The organism is Pseudooceanicola sp. LIPI14-2-Ac024 (genome assembly GCF_042188925.1).
GTDB lineage: Bacteria > Pseudomonadota > Alphaproteobacteria > Rhodobacterales > Rhodobacteraceae > Pseudooceanicola.
Window position 1 is genome coordinate 2393949 of sequence record NZ_CP170102.1, and the last position, 19139, is coordinate 2413087.

17 protein-coding genes and 1 tRNA gene are annotated in these 19139 nt (G+C 66.5%); 10 read left to right on the top strand and 8 right to left on the bottom strand.

Going from position 1 to position 19139, the window contains the following annotated elements; all coding sequences use genetic code 11:
* Window positions 1–2 precede the first annotated feature (2 nt).
* Window positions 3–1199, bottom strand: a complete 1197-nt coding sequence (locus tag ACE2AC_RS11625; RefSeq protein WP_375687240.1) for a pyridoxal-phosphate-dependent aminotransferase family protein — start codon at window positions 1197–1199, stop codon at window positions 3–5.
* Between the two features lie 171 nt (window positions 1200–1370).
* Between ACE2AC_RS11625 and ACE2AC_RS11630 the strand changes: the two genes are divergently transcribed.
* Window positions 1371–3164 carry an ABC transporter ATP-binding protein gene (locus ACE2AC_RS11630; RefSeq protein ID WP_375687241.1) on the top strand — a complete coding sequence of 598 codons (1794 nt, stop codon included), beginning with the start codon at window positions 1371–1373 and terminating at the stop codon, window positions 3162–3164.
* On the opposite strand, the gene ACE2AC_RS11635 is transcribed toward ACE2AC_RS11630, so the two are convergent.
* On the bottom strand, window positions 3103–3783 hold the full coding sequence (locus tag ACE2AC_RS11635) for a TIGR04283 family arsenosugar biosynthesis glycosyltransferase (RefSeq protein ID WP_375687243.1): 681 nt from the start codon (window positions 3781–3783) through the stop codon (window positions 3103–3105). The genes ACE2AC_RS11630 and ACE2AC_RS11635 overlap by 62 nt on opposite strands.
* 69 nt (window positions 3784–3852) lie before the next feature.
* Here ACE2AC_RS11635 and ACE2AC_RS11640 point away from each other — a divergent pair, with 69 nt between their 5' ends.
* Together ACE2AC_RS11640 and ACE2AC_RS11645 are read left to right on the top strand one after the other, a co-directional pair.
* Window positions 3853–4587, top strand: a complete 735-nt coding sequence (locus tag ACE2AC_RS11640; protein WP_375687245.1) for a YgfZ/GcvT domain-containing protein — start codon at window positions 3853–3855, stop codon at window positions 4585–4587.
* A complete protein-coding gene (locus tag ACE2AC_RS11645) occupies window positions 4584–5387 on the top strand; it encodes a fructosamine kinase family protein (RefSeq protein ID WP_375687247.1) in 804 nt (267 codons plus the stop codon). The genes ACE2AC_RS11640 and ACE2AC_RS11645 overlap by 4 nt, the downstream gene beginning before the upstream one ends.
* Window positions 5388–5521: 134 nt before the next feature.
* Here ACE2AC_RS11645 and efp read toward each other — a convergent pair whose 3' ends face one another.
* Entirely contained in the window at window positions 5522–6085 is a 564-nt protein-coding gene (efp, locus tag ACE2AC_RS11650; RefSeq protein WP_375687249.1) for an elongation factor P, read from the bottom strand.
* Window positions 6086–6297: 212 nt separating this feature from the next.
* Here efp and ACE2AC_RS11655 point away from each other — a divergent pair, with 212 nt between their 5' ends.
* Window positions 6298–6618, top strand: a complete 321-nt coding sequence (locus ACE2AC_RS11655; protein ID WP_375687251.1) for a DUF6280 family protein — start codon at window positions 6298–6300, stop codon at window positions 6616–6618.
* Between the two features lie 72 nt (window positions 6619–6690).
* A complete protein-coding gene (locus ACE2AC_RS11660) occupies window positions 6691–8148 on the top strand; it encodes a cobyric acid synthase (RefSeq protein WP_375687253.1) in 1458 nt (485 codons plus the stop codon).
* Here the strand turns inward: ACE2AC_RS11660 and ACE2AC_RS11665 are convergent.
* The 3 genes from ACE2AC_RS11665 to ACE2AC_RS11675 all read right to left on the bottom strand — a co-directional run bounded on the left by ACE2AC_RS11665 (window position 8145) and on the right by ACE2AC_RS11675 (window position 11088).
* Window positions 8145–8909 (bottom strand): hypothetical protein, encoded by a 765-nt coding sequence (locus ACE2AC_RS11665; protein ID WP_375687255.1) that lies wholly within the window; start codon window positions 8907–8909, stop codon window positions 8145–8147. The genes ACE2AC_RS11660 and ACE2AC_RS11665 overlap by 4 nt on opposite strands.
* Window positions 8910–8984: 75 nt before the next feature.
* Entirely contained in the window at window positions 8985–10397 is a 1413-nt protein-coding gene (locus tag ACE2AC_RS11670) for a TolC family outer membrane protein (protein ID WP_375687257.1), read from the bottom strand.
* A gap of 40 nt (window positions 10398–10437) precedes the next feature.
* Window positions 10438–11088 (bottom strand): protein-L-isoaspartate O-methyltransferase, encoded by a 651-nt coding sequence (locus ACE2AC_RS11675; RefSeq protein ID WP_375687259.1) that lies wholly within the window; start codon window positions 11086–11088, stop codon window positions 10438–10440.
* Between the two features lie 209 nt (window positions 11089–11297).
* Between ACE2AC_RS11675 and ACE2AC_RS11680 the strand changes: the two genes are divergently transcribed.
* Window positions 11298–11687 carry a response regulator gene (locus ACE2AC_RS11680; protein WP_375687260.1) on the top strand — a complete coding sequence of 130 codons (390 nt, stop codon included), beginning with the start codon at window positions 11298–11300 and terminating at the stop codon, window positions 11685–11687.
* Window positions 11688–11761: 74 nt separating this feature from the next.
* A tRNA-Cys gene (locus ACE2AC_RS11685) sits at window positions 11762–11835 on the top strand.
* 695 nt (window positions 11836–12530) lie between these two features.
* On the opposite strand, the gene ACE2AC_RS11690 is transcribed toward ACE2AC_RS11685, so the two are convergent.
* Window positions 12531–13010, bottom strand: a complete 480-nt coding sequence (locus tag ACE2AC_RS11690; RefSeq protein ID WP_375687262.1) for a hypothetical protein — start codon at window positions 13008–13010, stop codon at window positions 12531–12533.
* 162 nt (window positions 13011–13172) lie between these two features.
* A complete protein-coding gene (locus tag ACE2AC_RS11695) occupies window positions 13173–13460 on the bottom strand; it encodes a hypothetical protein (protein ID WP_375687264.1) in 288 nt (95 codons plus the stop codon).
* A gap of 516 nt (window positions 13461–13976) precedes the next feature.
* Here ACE2AC_RS11695 and ACE2AC_RS11700 point away from each other — a divergent pair.
* Genes ACE2AC_RS11700 through ACE2AC_RS11710 form a run of 3 tightly spaced genes read left to right on the top strand, consistent with a single transcriptional unit; the run spans window position 13977 to window position 18732 of the window.
* Window positions 13977–14570, top strand: coding sequence for a TetR/AcrR family transcriptional regulator (locus ACE2AC_RS11700; protein ID WP_375687266.1), 594 nt, complete (start codon window positions 13977–13979; stop codon window positions 14568–14570).
* Between the two features lie 13 nt (window positions 14571–14583).
* Window positions 14584–15645: an efflux RND transporter periplasmic adaptor subunit gene (locus tag ACE2AC_RS11705; protein ID WP_375687268.1), complete on the top strand. Its 1062-nt coding sequence runs from the start codon at window positions 14584–14586 to the stop codon at window positions 15643–15645.
* Between the two features lie 3 nt (window positions 15646–15648).
* The gene (locus ACE2AC_RS11710; protein ID WP_375687270.1) at window positions 15649–18732 is read left to right on the top strand and encodes an efflux RND transporter permease subunit; all 3084 of its coding nucleotides are present in this window, start codon (window positions 15649–15651) and stop codon (window positions 18730–18732) included.
* Window positions 18733–19139: the final 407 nt, after the last annotated feature.

Consider the following 19139-nt stretch of genomic DNA (forward strand, 5'->3'; position numbering starts at 1 on the left):
CGTCAGCCCTTCGACACGACCTCGGCCGCGGCGGCCAGCGCGCCGTCCCCGAAGGGAATGTCGAGCGCGCGCATCCCGGCCTCGATCACGCCGAGCAGCCCGAGGATCATGTGCGCGTTCACGTGGCCCATGTGGCCCAGCCGGAAGAACCCGTCGCCCTTCGGATCGCCGCGTTCCGCCATGCCCAGCCCGATACCCAGCACCACCCCGGCGTTCTGCTCGGTCCAGTCGCGCAGGCGCTGACCGTTCCCCGGCCCGAGGCCAAGCGCGGTGACCGCGTGGCTGCGGTTGGCCCGGTCCGCGACGTTCAGCGTCATCGGGCCGCCCTGCCCCCAGGCCTCGCAAGCGGTCCAGATCGCCTCGGCCAGGCGGGCGTGGCGGTGCCAGATGTTCTCCATCCCCTCGGCGTGGATCATGTCGAGCGCCTTGCGCAGGCCAAAGACGTGGTGCGTGGCCGACGTGCCGCCGAAGAACTGGTAGGGCCACTGCGGGGCGTGGCGCTCGGCCCAGCTCCAGTAGTGCGAGACGCCGGGCGTCTGCGACCCAACCGCCTTGGCCTTGTCGTTGAAGAAGATGAAGCTTAGCCCCGGCGGGACCATCAGGCCCTTCTGGCTGCCGGTGACGGCGATATCGACGCCCCATTCATCCATCTCGAACCGGTCGCAGCCCATCGAGGCGATGCAGTCCGCCATCAGCAGCGCCGGGTGGCCGGTGGCGTCCAGCGCTTTGCGCAGCGGACGCGGGTCGTTGCGTAGCGAGGTCGAGGTGTCAACATGGCTGAACAGGACCGCGCGGATCTTCTGATCCTTGTCCGCCCGCAGCGCCTCTTCGACCTGCGCGGGATCGATGATGCTTTTCAGGCCAAAGTCGATCCGCTCGACCTCGGCGCCCAGCCCCTCGGCCATGTCGGCCCAGCCATGACCGAACCGGCCGGTGACCGCCACCAGCAGCTTGTCGCCGGGCCGCACGATGTTGGCCAGCGCGGCTTCCCACGCGCCATGGCCGTTCGCGATGTACATCGCGGCATGGTACTCGGTCCGCGCGACCCTTTTCAGATCGGGCAGGATGGAATGCATCACATCGTCGATCTCGCCCTCGTAGATGTTCGGCGAGGGGATGTGCATCGCCTGCAGCACCGGGTCCGGCATGACGGACGGACCGGGAATGGCGAGGTAGGGACGGCCTGCTGCAAGCGGCATGGGGAGACTCCGGAAAAATAGAACCCGCGCAGCTTTAGCCGAAGGCAGGGAAGGGTCAATCGCCGCCGGACGCCGAACCGCGTGCATCTGGGCACAGACGGGGGCCATATCCTTGCATCGTGCGCGCCCGCCGCCTAAGCAGACGGGAACGCCCCACGGACAGGACAGCCAATGCCCGACCATGCCCCCAGCCGCGAGTTGATCGCCTGGCTCTGGCGCGGCTACCTGCGGCCGCACCGTGGCGTCCTGCTGATCGCCTTTGTCCTGATGGCGCTGGAAGGCGGCGCCATGGGCGCGCTCAGCTACATGATGAAACCGATGTTCGACCAGGTGTTCATCGCCGGCGATACCGGGGCGCTGGCCTGGGTCGGTGCGGTGGTGTTCTGCATCTTCCTGGTCCGCGGCATCGCGGGCACCGCGCAGAAGGTTCTGCTGGCCCGCGCCGGGTTCCGCGCGGCGGTGACCCTGCGCGGCGACCTGCTGCGCCACCTCATGCGGCTCGACGGTGAATTCCACCAGGGCCATCCGCCGGGTTTCCTGATCCAGCGGGTGCAGTCCGACGTCACCGCGACCACCGAAATCCTGACCAAGATCATGACCACCATGGGCCGCGACCTGATCGCGCTGATCGTCCTGCTGGGCGTCGCGATCTCTGTCGATCCGCTCTGGACGCTGATCGCCTGCGTCGGCGCGCCGCTGCTGGTGCTGCCCTCCTTCGCGGTCCAGCGCTTCACCCGCGCCCGCGCGCGCGAGGCGCGCGACCTTGGCGCCCGGCTCGCGACCCGGCTGGACGAGGTGTTCCACGGCATCGTCCCGGTCAAGCTGAACCGGATCGAGGAATACCAGGCCAGGCACTTCGAAGAGCTGTCGGACGACCTGGTGAAGGCCGAGGTGCGATCCACCTTCGGGTCCGAGCTGATGTCGGGCATGGTCGACATCATGGCCGGTGTCGGCTTCCTCGGCGTGCTGATCTACGGCGGGGGCGAGATCATCGCGGGCGAAAAGACCGTCGGTCAGTTCATGTCTTTCTTCACCGCCATCGGCCTCGCCTTCGACCCGCTGCGCCGCCTTGGCTCGATGACCGGCGCATGGCAAGTGGCAGCAGCGGCGATCGAGCGGATCCGCGACCTGATGAACACCGCGCCCACCGTCTTTTCGCCCGCCACCCCGCTTCCGGCACCCGCGGGCCCGCCCGAGATCGCGCTGCGCGACGTGCGGCTGTCCTATGGCGACACGCAGGTTTTGAACGGGCTGACCCTGACAGCCAAGGCCGGGCAGACGACGGCGCTGGTCGGCGCGTCGGGGGCGGGCAAGTCGACGGTCTTCAACCTGTTGACCCGGCTGGTCGATCCGGCCTCGGGCGAGGTGACGCTGGATGGCACGCGGGTGTCGGACCTCGACCTGGCCGACCTGCGATCGCTCTTCTCGACCGTGTCGCAGGACGCCGCGCTCTTCGACGACACGCTGCGGGAAAACATCCTGCTGGGTCGCACCGACGTCAGCGAGGCGCGGCTGAAAGAGGTGCTCGACGCCGCCCACGTGACCGATTTCCTGCCCCAGCTTGCCGACGGGATCGACAGCCCGGTCGGCCCGCGCGGTTCCGCCCTGTCGGGCGGCCAGCGGCAGCGGGTCGCCATCGCCCGCGCCCTGCTGCGCGACACGCCGATCCTGCTGCTGGACGAGGCGACATCGGCCCTCGACGCGCAGTCAGAACGGGTCGTGCAGGAGGCGCTGGAGGACCTGTCGCAGGGCCGCACCACGCTGGTGATCGCGCACCGGCTGTCGACCGTACGCAATGCCGACCGCATCGTGGTGATGGACAGGGGGCAGGCGGTGGACAGCGGCACGCACGAGGAACTTCTGGCGCGCGGCGGGGTCTATGCCCGGCTGCACGCGCTGCAGTTCAGCGACGGCGATAAGCCTGCGCCAGCGTCTCTGGATCAGTCCCGAGCAGATAGCGCGTGAGCGTCGCCAGATTGCGGGTCCCGCGCCGCAGCCAGCCCGCCGCCTCGTACCGCTCGGGCGAGGTGACGGCGGTGGCCGCGATGGCCCGCAGCCGCCCCTTCAGGGCCCGCGCCAGCGCCACGTCCTCCATCAGCGGCTGATCGGGGAAGCCGCCAACCGCGTCGTAAAGGTCGCGCGGCAGGAGCATCCCCTGGTCGCCATAGGGCAGCCCCGCCAGCCGCGACCGGACATTTGCCCAGCCCGCCACGCCCCGCGCCCGCCAGCCGCCGCGGGCAAAGGCCAGGCGGAAGTAACCTGCGTCGCCCGTCTGCATATGGGATACCGCGGCCTCGGACCAACCGGGCGCCAGCTGCGTGTCGGCATGCAGAACCAGCAGCCACGGCCCGGACGCCGCCGCCACGCCCCGGGCCAGCTGCCCCCCACGCGATGGTGGACCCTCGACCCAAGTCGCGCCAAGCTCACCCGCCACCTCACGCGTCCGGTCCGCCGAACCGCCGTCGCTGACCACGACCTCGCGGATCAGCCCGGCCTGCAACCCCTCGAACAGGGCGGCGGCGCAACCGGGCAAGGCCGCGGCCGCGTCGAGTGTCGGGATGATGACCGAGATCGGCGCGCGCATGGCACCCCCTGTTGTCGCTGGATCGGGCGGTTATATTGAAGGTCACTACGCGCAAGACAAGAGGTTCCCATGCCCCGCACCATCCTCCGCCTGACCGGCGGCGACACCCGCGACTTCCTGCAAGGGCTGGTGACGAACGACGTGCGCAAGCTCGACACCGACGGGATCGTCTATGCCGCCCTGCTGACGCCGCAGGGCAAGTTCATCGCGGACTTCTTCCTCGTCGCCGATGGCGACGCCGTGCTGCTCGACCTCGACAGCGCGCTGGCGGCGCAGGTGCAGCAGCGGCTGACCATGTACAAGCTGCGCGCCGACGTGCAGATCGCGGCGACCGACATCCAGGTGCAGCGCGGCACCGGCCCCGCGCCCGAAGGTGCCGTGACCGACCCGCGCAGCGCCGCGCTCGGCTGGCGGCTCTATGGCGCCGACGAGGGCGACGACGGCACCGACTGGGCCGCCCTCCGGGTGGCCAACCTGATCCCCGAGACGGGCGAGGAACTGACGCCCGATACCTTCATCCTGGAAACCGGGTTCGACCGGTTGAACGGCGTGGATTTCCGCAAGGGCTGCTATGTCGGGCAGGAGGTCACCGCCAGGATGCGGCACAAGACCGAACTGCGCAAGGGTCTGGTCCGGGTGGCCGTGTCGGGCGATGCCGCCCCGGGCGACGAGATCACGGCCGACGGCAAGCCCGCGGGCACCCTGCACACGCGTGCAGGTGACGAGGCCATCGCCTACCTCCGCTTCGACCGCGCGACCGGAGAGATGCGGGCGGGCGACGCGGTCGTGACGCGGCTGGAGTGACCCTGAACGCCCGGATCGCCACCGCCCTCGGGGCCGACGTGACGGACCTTTCGCCGCTGCAGGGCGGCGACCTCTCGCGGGTCGAGGTGGCGACGCTGTCGGACGGCCGTCGCGTGGTGGCAAAGTCCGGCCCCCGGGTCGAGGCCGAGGCGCGGATGCTGAAGGCGCTGGCGCTGGCCGGCGCGGCGGTGCCGGAGGTCCTGCATGCCGAACCCGGGCTGATGCTGCTGACCCACCTGCCCGAGACGCGGCCCGAGGGCGCCGCCTGGACCACCGCCGGTCACATGCTGCGGCAGCTCCACGATCACACCGCCGCGACACCCGGCTGGCCCGAGGATTATGCCTTCGGCGCGATGCCGATCCCGAACGCGCCCGCCGACGACTGGCCGACATTCTGGTCGGACCGGCGCCTGCTGGCGGCCCCCGAAGCGCAGCCCCCCGACCTCGCCCGGCGGATCGAGGCGCTCTGCACCCGCCTGCCCGACATGCTGCCTGCCGTACCCGCCCTGTCGCTGCTGCACGGCGACCTCTGGTCGGGCAACCTGCTGTTCGGCCCCGGCAGCACGGTCCACCTGATCGACCCGGCCTGCTATCACGGCCACGCCGAGGTCGACCTCGCGATGCTGCACCTCTTCGGCCGCCCCGGCGCGGGCTTTGCAGAGGCATACGGGCCGCTGGATCCGGGCTGGGAATCGCGCCGCGCGGTCTACACGCTCTGGCCCGCGCTGGTGCATCTGCACAATTTTGGGGCGACCTACCGCCCTATGGTTGAGCAACTCCTGCGCGACCTCGGTTTCTGAGGCTCCCGCGCAACAGTTCGACCGGCGGAAAGCCGCAGACCTATCCTTTCGTATCGGCAGGGCACCGCCGACCGACGGGCACGAAAAAAGCCGGACCCGAGGGCCCGGCTTTGCAATTTCCGCATAACCTCACGTCACGCGCGTTCGGAATATTCCATCGTCTCGGTGTTCACGATGATGTCTTCACCCTCGCCGACGAAGGGGGGCACCATCACCCGGACCCCATTGTCGAGCACCGCGGGCTTGAACGAGTTCGCCGCGGTCTGGCCTTTGACGACCGGTTCGGTCTCGACGATCTTGCAGGTCACCTTCTGCGGCAGGGAGGCATTCAGCGCCTCGTCGTTGTGGAACTCCACCACGATGGTCATGCCGTCCTGCAGGAACGGGCGGCGTTCGCCCAGCAGGTCGGCCGGAAGCTCGATCTGCTCGTAGGTCTCGGCGTCCATGAACACCAGCATCCCATCGTTTTCATAGAGGAATTGCTGATCTTTCTGCTCCAGGCGCACGCGCTCGACCTTGTCGGCAGAGCGGAAGCGCTCGTTCAATTTCGACCCCGTGCGCAGGTTGCGCATCTCGACCTGGGCAAAGGCACCGCCCTTGCCGGGTTTGACGTGGTCGACCTTGACCGCAGCCCAGAGGCCGCCGTCGTGCTCCAGCACGTTGCCGGGCCGGATCTCGTTTCCGTTAATCTTGGGCATACCATTCCCTCGGGCACTGCTTGATCGGATTCATCGCAGACCTATATATCCGCCCTGTGGCCGAGGCAATAAGACCGACATCCGGGATCATCAGCGCCTTAGATATGCGTCAAGCGCATGACAGGCATGTTTTTGTGCGCTACCCGAATCGTCACAGTTTTGCCATATGTCGCCCCGAGCCTGAAACGCAAGAGCAATAAAAAGGACGAACTATGAAAGATTTCGTGGACGGCACGGCATTCAACAACGAGCAAGGCAACCGGGCGCGCAAGCTCTTTGCCGCAGTTGTTCTGGCCGCGCTCGATGACGCCATTGCGGATGACAAGAAATACGGCAACGGTCCGGAGCAGATCGCTCGCTGGGCCCGGTCCCGCGATGGCCGCGAAGTGCTGAGCTGCGCCGGCATCGACCCGAACGAACGTGTCGTGAACGGGCTGATGGAATTCGTGTCCAAGGGTGTCCGCACCTCGGTCGCGCTGTCGCGCGAAGAGAGCGAACGCCGTCATGCAGCCGAACAGGCCGAAGCCGCCTGACACGCCGCAGTATTCCTGCCATGAAAGACGCGCCCCCAGTCCCCGGGGGCGCGTCTTTTTCGTGAGGACCGCATGACCGCACGCGCCATCATGATCCAGGGTGCCGGCTCGAACGTGGGCAAGTCGCTGCTGGTCGCAGGCCTTGCCCGTGCCTTTGCCGATCGCGGGCTACGGGTGCGTCCGTTCAAGCCGCAGAACATGTCGAACAATGCCGCCGTGACCGAGGACGGCGGAGAGATCGGGCGCGCACAGGCGCTGCAGGCCCGTGCCGCGCGGGTGGCCCCGCGGGTGGACATGAACCCCGTGCTGTTGAAACCCGAAAGCGAGACCGGCGCACAGGTGATCGTACAGGGCCGCCGCCTGACCACCGTGGCGGCGCGCGACTATGCGGCCGTCCGCGCCACGCTGATGGACCGCGTGCTGGAGAGCTTTCACCGCCTTGCCGCCGGTTGTGACCTCATCGTGGTCGAGGGGGCCGGCAGCCCGGCCGAGGTCAACCTGCGCGCCAACGACATCGCCAACATGGGCTTTGCCGAGGCCGCCGGCGTGCCGGTCATCCTGGTGGGCGACATCGACCGGGGCGGCGTGATCGCACAGCTGGTCGGCACGAAGACGGTGCTGGCATCGGCGGACGCCGCGCGCATCAAGGGGTTCGCCATCAACAAGTTCCGGGGCGACACCACGCTCTTCGACGGCGGCATCACCGCGATCCGGGATCACACCGGCTGGACGTCGCTGGGGATCGTGCCCTGGTTCGCGGATGCCTGGCGCCTGCCGGCCGAGGACGTGATGGACGTCGCCTCCCGCCCCGGCGGCGGTTTCAAGGTCGCGGTGCCGCGCCTGCCCCGGATCGCGAATTTCGACGACCTGGACCCATTGGCCACAGAACCGGGCATCAGCGTGCAGATCATCGAGCCCGGCCGCCCCCTGCCCGGCGATGCGGACCTCGTTCTGCTGCCCGGTTCCAAGAGCACCATCGCCGACCTCGCCGCCTTCCGGTCGCAGGGCTGGGACATCGACCTGCAGGCCCACGTGCGGCGCGGCGGGCGGGTTCTGGGCCTCTGCGGCGGCTACCAGATGCTAGGACGCGAGATCGCGGACCCCGAGGGGATCGAGGGCACGCCGGGCGCGGTACAGGGCCTGGGCCTGCTGGACGTCACGACGGTGATGAAGCCGGCCAAGCGCGTGGCGCTGTCGAACGCGGTGCACCCGGCCAGTGGCGAGGCGCTGGAGGGGTACGAGATCCACCTCGGCCACACCGAGGGGCCGGATTGCGCGCGCGCCTGGCTCGAGATCGACGGACGGCCAGAGGGCGCGGCCTCGGCCAACGGGCGGGTGCAGGGATGCTACCTGCACGGGCTCTTTGCCGCCGACGGGTTCCGCAAGGCATGGCTCTCGGCCGCCGGCACGACGTCATCGGTGGCCTACGAGTCAGGGGTGGAGGCAACGCTGGACGCGCTGGCCGCGCACCTCGCATCGCACCTCGACCTCGAGAAGATCCTGTCGCTGGCGGAAGAGGTCCGCGCCTAGAGCAGGTCGTGCGCCGTCAGCGCACGCTGGATCTCGCGCCGCACCAGCTTGCGCACGTTGCGGGTGATCCGTTCGCCCAGGGCCCCCTGCAGCTCCTGCCGGACGATCTCGGCCACCATGTCGCGCAGCATTTCCTCGTCGAGGAGGGGGGCGTCGCCCTGGTCCTCGGCCTCGGGGGTGCCAGCTTCGGCCCAGACATCGCTGTCGGCGGCATCGTGGTCTTCCCAGGCGGTCGCCTCGACCTCTTCGACCTGCGGAACGTCCACGATCCGGTCGCTGAGCGTCCGGCCGCGCGACCGCAGGAAAGAGGGAATCATCTGTTCGGGGGCATCGGCCCCTTCGGCCTCATCCTCGGCGGAGTCGTCGGTCGCCTCGACCGCGCGGGCAAACCGCGCGAGGTCGAGCGGCGCGGCCTCTGCCACGGCATCGTCCGCGTCCCCGGCACCCTCGATCAGGTCATCGTCCCCGGCATCCGCCTCGTCGGCCGCGTCCTCGTCCAGTTCGCGGCTGAAGGCGTCGATGTCGAAGGAAAGGTCCTCGGACGCATCGGCCCCGCCATACTCGGCCTCGGCCGATCCGGAGGCGTCGTCCCCCGGCACCCGAAGCGCCGGGGTGAGAATCAGCTTGTCGCTTGCCTCGGGCTGTTTCGCCACCGTCTCCACGGCGCGCGGACGCGTCTGCGCGCGCACTTCCTCGGAAACAAGCTTTCGAATGGAGGACAGGACATCCTCGATCTGCACGTTCGTCACCGGATCAGACATTCTTTTCGACTACCACTCTCGCCCCAACGGAACGATACAGCGCCACGCGAAATCCGACAACAGATAGCGTCAGTTTTACTGTTTGCCGAGGCTTCTGAGCACCTTGTCGAGCTGCCGCCCGCGCGAACTGAGGCCCGCCGGCGCATCGTCGACCATGTTGTAGTACGCGGCCGGGTCGTAGATCTGCACCGGAAGGTTCATCGCCTTGGCGGTCAGACGGCCCATGGCGGCCTGCAGCTGGTAGGCGCTCAGATATTCATCGATCTCGGCCGAAACCAGCGCCGTCCGCGCTTCGAGCAGGTCCTGCTCGGCATCCAGCACGTCGAGCGTGGTGCGCGCGCCCAGCGACGCCTCTTCGCGGACGCCGTCGAACGCCACTTGCGAGGCCGAGACCTGCTGGCGGCTTGCGACCTTGCTCGCACGCGAGACGAGGACGTTCGAATAGGAGGTGCCGGCGTTCTGCTGCACGTCGTCGACGACGACATAGAGATTCTCGCGCGTGGCGTCGCGGTTCTGCATCGCCTGCCGCTGGAGCGACGAGATGCGGCCACCGGAGTAGATCGGGCCCGAGGCGCCGATGCCGATGGTCAGGCCCTTGGAATAACCCGAGTTGTTCAGGTTCTCGGTGATCCCGTACGAGGTGCTGAGGTTCACCGACGGCATCAGCGCGAGGTCGGCGGCCTGCACGTTCAGCTCGGCAACGGTGACATCCTTTTGCGCCGCCAGGACGCTGGGATGCGCGGCCGCGGCCGCCTGCATCGCCGCGCTTTCGCTGGCCGGGATGTACGGCAGGCTGCGGGGCGCCTGAAGGTTGCTCGGCGAATGCCCGACGGCAATGCGGTACTCCAGGTTGGCCTGGTCCAGCGCGCCCTCGGCGGCGGCCAGCGCACTGCGCGCGGCGGCCAGCGCGGCCTCGGCCAGCGACACGTCGGTACGCGTCACCTCGCCCACCTCGAACCGGTCCTGGGCGGCGTTCAGTTCCTGCTCGATCACCCGCACGTTGTTGCGGCGCAGGGACAGGGTGTCGGTGGCGCGGATCACCTCGAAGTAGGCCGAGACGGCGCGCAGCAGGATCTGCTGCTCCACCGCGATCAGCGAGTACCGGGTGCTCAGCACGCTTTCCTTGGCGATCGAGACATCGACCCGCGAGGCGCCGAAATCGAACAGCAGCAGGCTTGCCGACAGCTCGACCGAGGCGGCGGCGGATTTCGACGTCACCTGGGTGAACCCGCTCGAGGAGCTCGACACGTCGTTGAACTGCTGCGAGACGCTGGTGCTCCACTGGATGATCGGCCGCAGGGCCGACACCGCCTGCGCCACGTTCTCGTCCGCGGCGCGCAGCAGGGCACGGTTCTGTTTCAGGAGGTCCGACGTTTCGTAGGCCGACGACATCGCGGCGGCCAGGCTTTCGGCCCGGGCGGCGGGGGCGGTCAGCGTCAGGCCAAGTGCAAGCGCCGTTCCGGCAAGCCCCAGTGTGTTTCGTTTCATCTGTCCTGCCTCGCTACGCTGCTCTTTTTGTCGGCCCTGGTCAGAGGGCGAATGCCTGTTGTTTCTCGAACCCCGGCAGCACCGGCGCCGAGGCGTTGAAGGCGAAACGCCAGCTCACGTGGCCGTCGATCTTGTAGCCGACCCGCACCACGCCAAGCGCGCCTTCCATGAACAGGCAGGCGATCCGCCCGCCGTCCTTCAGTTGGTCGAGCAGCGCGTCCGGCAGCTGCGCGACCCCGCCTTCGATCACGATCACGTCGTAGGGGCCGTGTTCCGCCGCACCCTCGGTCAGGGCGGCCTCGTGCAGGACGACGTTGTCGGCGTTGATCTGGCCGATAAGGTCTTGCGCCGATCCCAGTCGCTCGGGCTCGTCCACGGCGATCACCGCCTCGGCCATCCGCGCGATCACGGCGGCCGAGTAGCCCTGGGCGCAGCCCAGGTCCATCACCAGCTCGTCCCCCTGGATATCCAGCACGTCGAGCATCTTGGCCAGCGTCCGCGGCTCCAGCAGGACGCGCCCGCCACCGAGGTCGATATTCTCGCCGAGATAGGCCATCTCGCGTTTTTCCGAGGGCACGAAAATCTCGCGCGGGACCGTCAGCATCGCGTCGATGATCGGGAACTTGGTGACGTCCGACGGGCGAACCTGGGTGTCGACCATCGTCGACCGGCGTGCAGCGAAGTCTGCCATGACCAAACTCTTCTGTTCAGTTTCGTTCTGCTTGTGCCACAGATGCCCGAGGGCGGCAACGGCCGCAAGGCTCGTTCTGCCGCACAGGACAAGGATCGCGGCCTGCCGACATCACAAGAGGCAGTTCCAGCGATAGCCCTGCGCAGGTTAAGGATTCAATAAGGGATTTCTGGGATACGTCGCGTCAACGGACTGCCCGGAATGCCCGCATGGACCCTCATGGCCCCGTCTGCCTGATCGTTGAAGACACCCGGTTCGACCAGTCGATGATGACCCGCGTCCTGGCGCACCTGCATCCCGCGCCCCGGGTGATCATGGCGACCACGCTGGCAGAGGCGCGCCGCCATCTCGGCGGTGCGGACATCGACATCCTCTTTCTCGACAACATGCTGCCGGACGGCACCGGAACAGAGTTCCTGCGCGAACTGGCCACCCATCCCACCTGGGCGCGGGTGCCGGTGGTTCTGGTCAGCGACTGGCCGACGCCCTTCATGTTCGACAAGGCCCGCGCCGCGCATGTCCGCGCGATCTGGTCCAAGGGCGACTTCACCGGTGAACGCGTCCGCCGCATGGTCCGCACCCACGCCCGCGTGCATTGACCGCCGGGCAACCACCCGCCCCGCGTTATTCGCTTGACGATATCCCCGCAGGTACCTAATCACGGCACCACTCTGGCGAGTTGGCGGAGTGGTTACGCAGCGGATTGCAAATCCGTGCACACCGGTTCGATTCCGGTACTCGCCTCCACCCTTCCCGGGGTCAAATTCCCTCCCTCAAGACAGGTTCGCGACGCCGGTATCGACTGGAGCGGAGTTCGGCATCTCTGCGCCTCTGGTGGTCGTGTGAGCTCCCGCGGCAGATCAGGCCCACCACCGTAACCACCTGATCCCAATAACTTTCGCCGCACCCCAAACGCAATGACGCGCCCCGAGGGGCGCGTCATGCATTTCGTCAGCCGGACCGCAGTGGCCTGTAGTACCGCGCGCAACGGTTCGCTGCCGTCATTGATTTCATTGTGAAATTCGCGATGCACGCGCCCAATACTTTTCGCTCAATTTGCTCATAACATTTCGCAAATCACCCGAAGTATTGCGTCGCTTCGATGGCCTGACCAGAGGCCCCTGGAACTGGCTGTAGTCTAACATATTTTTTCCGACTCGCCAGCATTAAACCCATTTACTTCGGGGGTCCGTCCGTAGCTCAGCACAGGGAAAATTTCGCCCCCCCTTGTCCGGCCGACGTGTAATACAAGACCCTTTTCCAAGGTGGGCGACGACCACCGGACTCGATCGCCCCGTGACACTGCTGGAGCCGGTTTCACGAAGTGGCCGTGGAGGATGCGCGGCCTTCCGTTCGATCATGACCATGGGGCGGGTCCTCTCGGCGCTGAAACTACTATCGGCGCGTTCTTGGGAACTTCACCACATGCAGCTCAGCTAAACTCAAGTCGAACCAGGTGACGCCGAGAAGATCAGCTTCCCCAACGCCGAAACGGGCAGCAGATGCCCCCGGGACGTCTTGCCGACCGACATCGCACCAACCGTATCGATATCGTAGGCGGCGAGCTTTCGGATCAGAGCGCGCGAGGATGTGCCGTTTCTCGCCGCAACGTCCGAAAGCACAAAGTAACTCGCCTGGAATTCCGCGAGAGCGGCTGGCTCGATGAGCCACGCGTCGATCGCTCCGATGCGGCCTCGTCCTGCCCGTATGAGACCGCTGGCGCACCAATGAGACACGCAATCAGCCTTCCATCCAGTCATCCTTGAGATGTCGCGAGCACTCAACGCGACGTTCGCGCCGCCCTCAATCAACGCCGCCCGAATTTCCACCTCGTCGAACAATGCACTACCGAGCACGTCCTCGGGTAGGAACTGCCGGGCCCTGATCTTACCTTCTGCGATTGAGCACAGAAGCGATGTCATGGCGCTCTTGTCAGTCGTCCGTCGCAAGTTGATATCGCGAAACGCAATTGTCTCCATGCTGTCGACGCCTGTGTTGCGCGCCGGACAATCTGCAGACGCTTCGTCCAGCGATCGAAGCGTCTGCAAATGCTGATTTTGTAATGCGCCGATAGCTTCAACTCGTCAGCGATAGTCGGCTCCGGGGGACTGGATCGAGGCCTCCGGCGCATCGTTTCCGAAGCTGTAGGCCGTCACGGTGTCTTGCCCAATGATCGTGCGATCGCGTTCAGGAAGGACGTCCTCGGAGGCGTATTGGATCGACTCGCCAGACGTCGATTGGGTCGAAACGACCGCGACCTGGTATTCGCGGGTCGGAATGTTGGGGTCCTGGGGTGCCGGGGTCGCGGCCATTGCCGATCCGGCGAGCAGCAGGGTGGTCAGCGCGGTTGAAGCGAAAGTTGCGAGGTTCATATCCATCATCCTTAGATTGCGAGAACCGACCATTCGTGTCCTCGACTGATCGAGATTTGGCGAACCCGCCCGAATTCTTCAAGGATGCGCACAGAACGCCTTGGTGGGGCCAAATCTGAGCCACGCCCAAGAAGTGATAACTAATTTTACATTTTATTTCATAATCTTAATTCCGATACCGCGCAAAATTTCCCGACCGAGGCCATTCACGACGCTGTGACTTCGAGAGGCAAACCATGTCGTTTTTAGATCATTGCACGTCGCTTTTCATAAATTTCTGAACAGGCGCTCTTCGGGTGTAAGTGACATTGTGCGAATTTGCACAGGCCGCCGACCTGGAATTCGCGTTCTCCTATCTTGCCAACAGACAGCGCGTCTCACACCCGCGTACGATCCACATGTTGCGATGAAGCACGACGGACAACTTGTCCTTGCTGCAATCTTCCCCACGGAACTAACGAACTCGTGTAAAGAATCTTGTTGAACACGTGTAAGGTTTTTGCTTGGTTGCGGCACATGGACCCCAGACGCACCCGAAGCCGCGCAAAGATACAGGCCGCCCTCCGCGACATGCTCGCCGAGTCGGGACTGAGCGACATCCGCATCGACGAGCTCTGCCGGCTTGCCGAGGTGAGCCGCGTGACGTTCTATGCGAATTTTGGCAGCGTCCAGGCGGTGCTTGATGATTACCTCGACGACGTGCTGACCCGCCTCGAACACGAGCTGAACACCGTGGCGCCAAGGCCCGGCCCCTTGGTGCCGGACGAAGAAAAACACCGCCGCGCACAACGCCTGATGACGTGGATCTTCGAACAGATCGGCGCCAAGGACCCGCGCATGCGCGCCCTGCTCAGCAGCAGCCAGCCGCGCATGGTCGAGGAGCGTTTCCTCGCCCACTTCAAACGCTTCATCATAGAAACCGAAGCGCGCGAACCGGCCCAACCCTGGCCGGGCCCAGACGACCGCGAAATCGCACTGCACTTCTTCATCGGCGCCTTTCTCTCGCTGCTGCGCCTCTGGATCGCCCACCCCGAGGCCTACACCGCGCGCCAGCTGGGCGAACGCGGCGCCCTCCTTATCACCTACGGCCGCACCGGCATGCACCTCTGAGAGAGCTTCAACCATGAAAACACCCGTCGCTTTCGTCGCGGCCCTGTTGGCCGCAGGACCGGTCCTGTCACAAGAAGCCTCGCAGAATATCCGGCCCGTGAAACTGATGACGATCAAGGCTGAAGAAACGCTGATCGAGCGGCAGTTCTTTGGCCGGGTCGCGGCGAAAAGCACTGTGGATCTCGCCTTCCAGGCCGGGGGCCAGATGGCCGAGTTCGCGGCCCGAGAGGGGCAGTTCGTGGCCGGCGGCGAAGTGTTGGCGCGCCTCGACACCACCACCTTCGAGCGCAACGTCGCGAAAGCCCGGGCAGACCTGGCGCAGGCGCACCGGGATCTCGCGCGGAGTGAGGAACTGGGTCGCGACGTGGTGCCCCAGGCCAGCATCGAGGCGCAGAGGACAAAGGTTGAACTGGCCGAGGTCTCTTATGAATCCGCGCTCGACACGCTTGAGGATGCAACCCTCATCGCGCCGTTCGACGCGCTGGTCTCCAGCCAGTTGGCGGAACAATACGCAACCGTCGGCGCGGGGCAGGCGGTCGTTCGCGTGCATGACATGAGCGCGCTTCAGGTCACGATCGAAGTGCCCGAAGTGCTGTTCAGGCAAGTCGGCCGCGAAGCTGCGATTGCGGCCGAGGCCGAACTGATCGGGAACGAACCCGCCGTGCCGCTGGAGTTCTCCGAGATCACGGCCGAGGCCTCTCCGGTCGGACAGACCTACAGCCTCTCCTTCACCTTCGACGGGCCGTTGCCGGACCGGTTGCTGCCAGGGTCCTCGGCGACGGTCACTCTGCGGCTCACGCGCCCGGCGGCACGGTCCGAGCCTCTGCTCCCGATATCGGCCGTCCGCTTCGCGGCCGATGGCACGCCCGAGGTGCTGATCTTCGAGGCCGGCACAGACGCCGATCACGGAACCCTGCGCCGGCACCCTGTGACCATTGCGCCAGGGCCCTCGGGGACCTTCCGCCTGCACGACGGCCCGCCAGCCGGGACCGAGATCGTCGCCGCCGGGGCCGCGGGCCTGGCGGCGGGGACCGAGGTGCGCCGCTACACCGGCCTGATCGGCAACGGGGCCTGAGCCATGAACATCGCACGGCGCTCCATCGATTCCGCCCTGATCACTTGGCTGCTGATCCTGTTCTGCCTCGGTGGCGGGATCTGGGGCTATGCCACAATGGGGCGACTGGAAGACCCTGCCTTCACTTTGAAACAAGCGGTGGTGACGACGCAGTATCCTGGCGCCTCGGCGGCCGAGGTGGCCCGGGAGGTAAGCGAACCGCTCGAAACCGCCATCCAGCAGATGGCGGAAGTGGACGAGGTAACCTCGTCCAACAAGCCCGGCCTGTCGCGCATCTCGGTGACCATCGACACCACGGTCAATGGTAAGGACCTGCCGCAGGTCTGGGACAAGCTGCGAAACCGGGCGAGTGATGCGGCGGGCGACCTGCCGGACGGCGCGATGGCGCCACAGGTGAACGACGGTTTCGGCGATGTCTACGGGCTCTATTTCGCTATCACCGCGCCGGGCTTCTCGGATGCTGAGATACACGAGATCGCCAATTACCTCCGCCGCGACCTGCTGACCGTCGACGGCGTGTCGGACGTGACGCTGGGGGGCCTGCCGGAAGAGGCAATCTACGTCGTGCCGGACATGGCGATCCTCGCCAACCTCGGCATCTCGCCCGATGCGATCATCGGCCAGCTGCGCAGCGCCGCCAGTGTCACCCGCTCGGGCGCGACATCGACCGGCGACATGCGCCTGCGGCTCGACATGCCCTCGGGGACCGACAGCGTGGAGGCGCTGGCCGAGCTGACGGTGAGCGCCGGGGACCGCATCCTGCGGCTGGTCGATATCGCCGAGGTGCACCGCACCCGGGACGAGACGCCGCAGCAGGTGATCCGCCACAACGGCGAAGAAGCATTCACGATCGCCGTCGCCGGCACTTCGGACGAGAACATCGTCGAGATCGGCACCCGCGTGGATGCCCGCCTCGCCCAATTGGCCGAGACCCTGCCCGAGGGCGTTGACCTGCACCCGATCTACCGCCAGCACGTGGTGGTGGACAAGGCGTCGAGCGCCTTCATCGTCAACCTCGTGGCCTCGGTGGTGATCGTCGTGGTGGTGCTGGCGGTCTTCATGGGCTGGCGGGCCGCCGTGGTGGTGGGGGCCACGCTGCTGCTGACCGTGGTGGGAACGCTGTTCTTCATGGCCATCTTCGGTCTCGAGATGGAGCGCATCTCGCTCGGGGCGCTGATCATCGCCATGGGGATGCTGGTCGACAATGCCATCGTGGTGGCCGAGGGGATGCAGCTCAAGATGCTGGCCGGGCGGACCTCGCGCGAGGCGGCGGACGAGGCATCGCTCCGGGTGCAGACCCCGCTGCTCGGCGCGACGGTGATCGGCATCATGGCCTTCGCGGGGATCGGCCTGTCGCCGGATTCCACCGGGGAATTCCTGTTCTCGCTCTTCGCGGTGATCGGGATCTCGCTGCTCCTGTCCTGGCTGCTGGCCCTGACCGTCACGCCGTTGCTGGCGCACTACGTCTTCAAGCGCGACACGCGGGGCGATGGCGACCAGTACGGCGGCGCCCTCTTCCGGGCCTATGGCAAGGCGCTGCGCGGCGCGATCCGGGCCCGCTGGGTCGTGCTGCCGTCGCTGGTCGTGCTGACCGCGGCGTGTTTCTGGAGCTTCACCAAGGTCGAGAACCAGTTCTTCCCCGATTCCGACGCGCCCCTCCTCTATGTCCACTATAAGCTGCCGCAGGGCAGCAGCATCGACGCGGTGCAGACCGACCTTGAACAGGTCGAGGACTGGCTGCTCGCCCGCGAGGAAGTCACCGACGTCTCGACCTTTGCGGGCGGCGGCGCCGCACGCTTCATGTTGACCTATTCGCCCGAGGAGGGGATGCCCTCCTACGGCCACGTCATCATCCGGACTGCGGAGATGGAGCAGATCGCGGCGCTGCGCCAAGAGCTGGAGGCCTTCGCTCAGGCGGCGATGCTCACCGGCGAATTCCGCACCCAGCAGCTTGCCTTCGGTCCGAACAGCGGCGCCGCGGTCGAGGTGCGGATCTCGGGACAGGACCCGGTTGTCCTGCGCCAACTGGCTGAACAGGTCGAGGGTATCATGGTCTCGGACGGCACGTTGCTGAGCAATCCGCGCGCCGACTGGCGCGAATGGGAACCGGTGATCGTCCCGCTCTATGCGACCGAGCGGTCGCAGAACGCGGGCGTGCTGCGCACCGACCTGTCCGAGGCGCTGCTGATGGCGACCGACGGCGTGACGGTGACCGAATATCGCGAAGGCGACCGGCAGATCCCCGTCGTCCTTCTGAGCAGGGAGCCCGGCGCACCGAGCCGGATCGAGGACCAGATCGTCTGGTCGGACGCCTCCGGGGATTACGTGCCGGTTGCCCAGCTTGTCGACGGGTTCGAGATCGACCGGCAGAACAGCCTGATCCAGCGCCGCAACCGGGTGCCAACCATCACCGTCGAGGCCGACCTTGCCCCCGGCGCCACCGCGACTGAGGCCCGCGACCAGATCGTCGCTGCCGTCGAAGCGCTGGAGATGCCGCTTGGCTACGAGATGATCTGGGGCGGAGAGTTCGAGAACAGCGCCAAGGCGCGGGGCAACCTCGCGAAACAGCTGCCGCTGTCGTTCCTCACCATGGTGCTGATCTCGATCCTGCTGTTTGGCCGCCTGCGTCAGCCGCTGATCATCTGGCTGCTGGTGCCGATGGCGGTGAACGGCGCAGTAATCGGGCTGCTTGTCACCGGCCTGCCCTTCTCCTTCACCGCGTTGCTGGGGTTGCTGTCGCTGTCGGGCATGCTGATCAAGAACGGCATCGTCCTGATCGAGGAGATCGACCTTGTCCGGGCTGAAGGCGTGCCCTTCGACCGGGCGGTCGAACAGGCCTCGACCTCGCGCCTGCGCCCCGTCGGTCTGGCTGCGGCGACTACTATCCTGGGCATGGCGCCGTTGCTGACGGATTCCTTCTTTGCCTCGATGTCAGTGACGATCATGGGCGGACTTGCCTTCGCCACCGTGCTGACACTTATCGCGGCTCCGGTGCTCTACGTCGTGCTGTTCGCAAGTGAACGACGGAGAGACGGTGTGGATGATCCGCACCCGACCGGACACCTCGGATCGGCGGCGAGGTCGTGATCTGAAGCTCACAGACGGGTGGTTGCCGAGCACCGGAAGGTGCCCCAGTACGGAACTTCCTGCCGCTCGCTCCGAACAGACTAAGTAGTGGTTCCGGCCCATAGCGGTCCTTCGTGCCAGACTCGGCGAACGACCGCTTTCCTGGCCCCCTTCCTAAGCGGCGCAACCGGCCAATAGCTGCCGATCAAGCCGGGCCCAGCGTGGCGCTGCACTGAACCCTTCGCCACGCGCGTTACAAAGTGCAGCCGCGTTCCAACGCCCCGCGTAAGTGCGCACCCTTTCGAAATGCGCAGGCCGTACACGTCCATCTACAAGCACCAAGCCCCGTAAGGCAGGCGTAAGATTTCGAGGGCAGCTTCAGGCCGCAGCCCCGGGCCGGGGCATTCGAACGAGAGCAGCCTGCAATG

Bases quoted from the DNA above. Each gene is read 5' to 3' on its own strand.
- ACE2AC_RS11625 (WP_375687240.1), bottom strand. From the start codon at position 1,199: ATGCCGCTTGCAGCAGGCCGTCCCTACCTCGCCATTCCCGGTCCGTCC.
- ACE2AC_RS11630 (WP_375687241.1), top strand. From the start codon at position 1,371: ATGCCCGACCATGCCCCCAGCCGCGAGTTGATCGCCTGGCTCTGGCGC.
- ACE2AC_RS11635 (WP_375687243.1), bottom strand. From the start codon at position 3,783: ATGCGCGCGCCGATCTCGGTCATCATCCCGACACTCGACGCGGCCGCG.
- ACE2AC_RS11640 (WP_375687245.1), top strand. From the start codon at position 3,853: ATGCCCCGCACCATCCTCCGCCTGACCGGCGGCGACACCCGCGACTTC.
- efp (WP_375687249.1), bottom strand. From the start codon at position 6,085: ATGCCCAAGATTAACGGAAACGAGATCCGGCCCGGCAACGTGCTGGAG.
- ACE2AC_RS11655 (WP_375687251.1), top strand. From the start codon at position 6,298: ATGAAAGATTTCGTGGACGGCACGGCATTCAACAACGAGCAAGGCAAC.
- ACE2AC_RS11660 (WP_375687253.1), top strand. From the start codon at position 6,691: ATGACCGCACGCGCCATCATGATCCAGGGTGCCGGCTCGAACGTGGGC.
- ACE2AC_RS11665 (WP_375687255.1), bottom strand. From the start codon at position 8,909: ATGTCTGATCCGGTGACGAACGTGCAGATCGAGGATGTCCTGTCCTCC.
- ACE2AC_RS11670 (WP_375687257.1), bottom strand. From the start codon at position 10,397: ATGAAACGAAACACACTGGGGCTTGCCGGAACGGCGCTTGCACTTGGC.
- ACE2AC_RS11675 (WP_375687259.1), bottom strand. From the start codon at position 11,088: ATGGCAGACTTCGCTGCACGCCGGTCGACGATGGTCGACACCCAGGTT.
- ACE2AC_RS11680 (WP_375687260.1), top strand. From the start codon at position 11,298: ATGGACCCTCATGGCCCCGTCTGCCTGATCGTTGAAGACACCCGGTTC.
- ACE2AC_RS11690 (WP_375687262.1), bottom strand. From the start codon at position 13,010: ATGACATCGCTTCTGTGCTCAATCGCAGAAGGTAAGATCAGGGCCCGG.
- ACE2AC_RS11695 (WP_375687264.1), bottom strand. From the start codon at position 13,460: ATGAACCTCGCAACTTTCGCTTCAACCGCGCTGACCACCCTGCTGCTC.
- ACE2AC_RS11700 (WP_375687266.1), top strand. From the start codon at position 13,977: ATGGACCCCAGACGCACCCGAAGCCGCGCAAAGATACAGGCCGCCCTC.
- ACE2AC_RS11705 (WP_375687268.1), top strand. From the start codon at position 14,584: ATGAAAACACCCGTCGCTTTCGTCGCGGCCCTGTTGGCCGCAGGACCG.
- ACE2AC_RS11710 (WP_375687270.1), top strand. From the start codon at position 15,649: ATGAACATCGCACGGCGCTCCATCGATTCCGCCCTGATCACTTGGCTG.